This window comes from Nitrospirota bacterium, assembly GCA_015233895.1.
Classification (GTDB): domain Bacteria; phylum Nitrospirota; class Thermodesulfovibrionia; order Thermodesulfovibrionales; family Magnetobacteriaceae; genus Magnetomonas.
In genome coordinates this window covers 1-4,355 of the sequence record JADFXG010000056.1, presented here as the reverse complement: position 1 = coordinate 4,355, position 4,355 = coordinate 1, and the positions used below count along the sequence as shown (strand labels likewise).

Sequence of the window (4,355 nt, the reverse complement as noted above, 5' to 3'; positions counted from 1 at the left end):
GCTGTATGCAAATTTTAAATCATCAGACGTATTTTTCATGTTTTTAGGTTAAAGATAACATTTTTTAGTATTTTATCATATACAGATAAAACTCTTCGCTCTTTACGACACTCTGTGTAAACTGCTTAAGTGGAATTAATCCGGTAAGTCTAACCAATTCATCCGGTATTGGCTCATTCGCTATGAATAAAATATCAGACCTTTCAAAGTCTCTATATCTGTCAACACGCATAAGTACATTTACTTTGTCATTTTTTACAGCTTTCCACACGGTGAAAGTACCGATTCTGTCAGCTACAGGATAATAAAACGGTCTGTCAAGATATCCTGACACGCTGCTTGTTGCATAATCCCAATGGCCAGAAACCGGCATATTTTGCCAATTGTTTTTTCTGATAAATTCTGCAGTTTCTTTAGCTTCTGAAAAAGGATATATGTAATCCAGCGTATTAGCTATCAGTGAGCCAATCACCGCTGCTGAAAATATCAGAGTCAAAAAGTGGTTTTTATTCCTTTCAAAAAAGCTGAAAAACGCATTGTATGAAGGTTTTGAGAATTCCTTTAAAGGATAGTAACTGCTAATCCAAAGAGCCGCTACAGAGGCAAAATAATAGTGCCCTCTGTGCCGAAGCCATCCCTCATAAAAAATATAACCAAAGGTACTAATTCCTGTTACTGCAACTATATAATAAAACGCTGGGATTTTCCTTCTGAAAACAATACAAAGTGTAAACAAAAACAAACCTAACGCTGCAAACAGTCTTAGAACATATCTCAGCTCATCTAGCACAGGTAAGTAAGTTATAAAATTAGTCTCCCAAAAGTTCAGCTCTATTCTGGGTATTGGAATAAAAACATTCCATATCTCAGAAATCTGATCCTCTATTCTTGATGGTATGTCGGAGGTAATAATGACTGAATGATACCAGTATGAGTCAGCCGGAGGCTTCATTTGTAATATTGAAAGAACAAGACCAGCCGTAAATATTAAAATTGATGCATAAAACCGCCATGATTTATAAAAAGTAAATTCCTTAGAAAAAATAGGTTCAAGAAAAACCGTGATAGCAAGAGCTATAGCCAACACTGTTGAGAGGGCATTACACTGGCACATTAAAAACAAAATTATAGAAAGAAGAATATAATTTCTGTTTTTAAAATCTTTACCGAAATATGCACAGAAAAGAAAGAGAAATAAAATCCCAATGGCATAGTTTCTGCTAATGGTGGCGTATTCAAAAAACGGGAAATATCCAAACACAAAGAGTCCTTTTAAGAGCTTGCTAAAAGGCGAAAACCTTAAAAAAACAAATACTGAGGCTGTGGCAATAACAAGATGAACCATCTGCATAGCAACTGGATTTCGTGTTATTTTGGTTATAGGATACAGAATTAAATGCCAGAGCATGGGATGCCCCTGATAGCGCATATTTTCAACAAGTTCGTGCAGAGAGCTGGCACCTCTGGCTATCATCCATGCCTCAAGCTCATCCCGCCACATCACATGATGCAGAATGTTAAATAGGGTAAGAACAAAAAACACAAGGGTTAATGTGTATGTAAATTTTAAATCGTAATGATCACTCCATATACATTCTTGCTTAGAAATCACGGGGTTTCAAACCTGACTCTATATAGATAAAATGTCTCATCCTTTACAATACTATTTGTAAAGCTCCTAAGCGGGTTAAATCCGTAAACTTCAACCAAATCATTCGGTAACGGCTCCTCTGTTACAATCAATAAAACATCTGTTTTAACACTATTCACGTATGACATAACATTTTTAAAAACATCCATCTTGCCGTTTTTTGCACTTTTCCAAACATTAAAGGATGTTACTTTATCCTGTACAGGGTCATAGAAAGGGCGGTTAAGGTATGCGGTCACACCTGCTGTTGTAGCTGCCCAGAAGCCTGCAATCGGCATATTTTGCAAGCCGTTTTGCTTTATGTAATTTGCAGTCTCCTTGTTTGTGGAAAACGGATAGAGGTCGTTGATTGTGTTTGCAATTAATGCTCCTGTAAAGGACAGTGAGAGTATTACAATTAAAAAAGCATTTTTGAATCGATCAGCTAAATTGAAAATACGTCTCATCCTGTATTCTTCTGAAGGGTAGTAACTGGAAAGCCACAGAGCGGAAATAAAGGCAAAGTAGTAATGCCCCTTATGGCGTAACGTGCCCTCATGAAGGACATAACTAAAGGTGGTCAGCCCAATTACTGCAATACAATAGTAAAAAGCCGGTATTTTTTTTTTTAACATAATAAAAAACGAAACCACGAATAACCCAAAAGAAAAGATCAACCTCAGAGCATAGCGTATTTCTGCTTTCAGAGGCACGTAACTAAGAAAATTCGTGTTCCAAAAGTGCATTTGAACGCGAGGCACAGGGACAAAAACATTCCACAGTGCTGAAATCTGATCATATATTTTTCCTGTTACGTTGCGTCCAATAATGACTGGGTTGTAGAAGCTTGAATCAACCGGAGGCTTCATTTGAATTATTGAAAGTACAAGGCCTGCCGTAAATATTAAAATTGATGCATAAAATCGCCATGATTTATAAAAAATGAAATCCTTTGATAGTAGAGGTTCAAAGAAAAGAGTGATAGCAAGGGCTATTGCCAACACTGTTGAGAGGGCATTACACTGGCACATTAAAAACAAAATTATGGAAAGAAGAATATAATTTCTGTTTTTAAAATCTTTACTAAAATATGCACAGAAAAGAAAGAGAAATAATATCCCAATAGCATAGTTTCTGCTAATTGTGGCGTATTCAAAAAATGGAAAATATCCAAACACAAAGAGTCCTTTTAAGAGCTTGCTAAAAGGCGAAAACCTTAAAAAAACAAATACTGAGGCTGTGGCAATAACAAGATGAACCAGCTGCATAGCAACCGGATTTCGTGTTATTTTAGTTATAGGATACAGAATTAAATGCCAGAGCATGGGATGCCCCTGATAGCGCATATTTTCAACAAGTTCGTGCAGAGAACTGGCATCTCTGGCTATCATCCATGCCTCAAGTTCATCCCGCCACATCTCGTGATGGAGGATGTTAAACAGTGTCAGAACAAAAAACACAAGGGTTAATGTGTATGTAAATTTTAAATCATCAGACGTATTTTTCATGTTTTCATGTTAAAGATAACATTTTTTAGTATTTTATCATATACAGATAAAACTCTTCGCTCTTTACGACACTCTGTGTAAACTGCTTAAGTGGAATTAATCCGGTAAGTCTAACCAATTCATCCGGCAGCGGCTCATTAACAATGAATAAAACATCAGACTTTACGAAATCTCTATATTTGTCAACCTGCATAAGTACATCTACCTGGTCATTTTTTACAGCTTTCCAAACATTGAACGTGCCGATCTTATCAATCACAGGGTAATATAAGGGTCTGTCAAGATATGCCGACACGCCGCTTGCTGCATAAAACCAGTGGCCGGCAATAGGCATATTTTGCCAGTGGTTTTGCTTTATATAATCTGCTGTTGCCTTACACTCTGAAAAAGGATAGATAAAACCAATGGTATTAGCCATTAAAGCAGCAATGATACCTAAAGAAAATATTGTAGTTATAAAGCTATTTTGATTTCTCTCAAATAAACTTAAAAAAGCATTAACAGTAGTTTTTGGGGCGGGATAATAATTGTACAGCCACATGGCTGTAACAAAGACAACGTAGTAGTGTCCTTTGTGGCGCAAAAAGCCGTTGAAAAAAATGCAATTAAATGCTGCAACTCCTGTTGTGGCAATAACATAATAAAAAGCAGGTATTTTTTTTCTGAATATGCTAAACAGGATAAATAGAAATAAGCCTGATGATAAAATCAGCCTTATAGCATATATCGTTTCCAAACTCATCGGCAGGTAACGTATAAAATTTGTCTGCCAGAAATTCATTTGAATACGAGGGATAGGTACAAAGACGTTCCACATTTCTGTAACCTGGTCAGCTATTTTTTTTGGAATGTCAGGGTCGCTAATGACTATATTATAGAAACGGGAATCAGCCGGAGGCTTCATTTGAATTATTGAAATAGCTAAGCCTGCTGTAAAAATCAAAATTGCTGTGTAAAATCGCCATGATTTATAAGAAGTAAATTCCTTAAAAAACATAGGCTCAAAAAAAAGAGTGATTGCAAGTGCTATCGCCAACACTGCTGAGAGAGCATTACACTGGCACATTAAAAATAAAATTATGGAAAGAATAATATAATTTCTGTTTTTAAAATCTTTACCGAAATATGCACAGAAAAGAAAGAGAAATAATATCCCAATGGCATAGTTTCTGCTAATTACTGCATATTCAAAGAATGGGAAATAACTAAATACAAAG

The 4,355-nt window shown here is 35.9% G+C and carries 3 protein-coding genes; all 3 read right to left on the bottom strand.

Annotation, left to right across the window (positions count from 1 at the left end):
* Positions 1–64: 64 nt before the first annotated feature.
* Positions 65–1,612, bottom strand: coding sequence for a hypothetical protein (locus tag HQK88_17085; protein ID MBF0618516.1), 1,548 nt, complete (start codon positions 1,610–1,612; stop codon positions 65–67).
* Entirely contained in the window at positions 1,609–3,138 is a 1,530-nt protein-coding gene (locus HQK88_17080; protein MBF0618515.1) for a hypothetical protein, read from the bottom strand. Before HQK88_17080 ends, HQK88_17085 begins: the two co-directional genes overlap by 4 nt.
* A 25-nt stretch (positions 3,139–3,163) precedes the next feature.
* Positions 3,164–4,355, bottom strand: a 1,192-nt coding sequence (locus HQK88_17075; GenBank protein MBF0618514.1) for a hypothetical protein, incomplete at its 5' end; no start/stop codon positions are given.

Bases quoted from the DNA above. Each gene is read 5' to 3' on its own strand.
- HQK88_17080 (MBF0618515.1), bottom strand. From the start codon at position 3,138: ATGAAAAATACGTCTGATGATTTAAAATTTACATACACATTAACCCTT.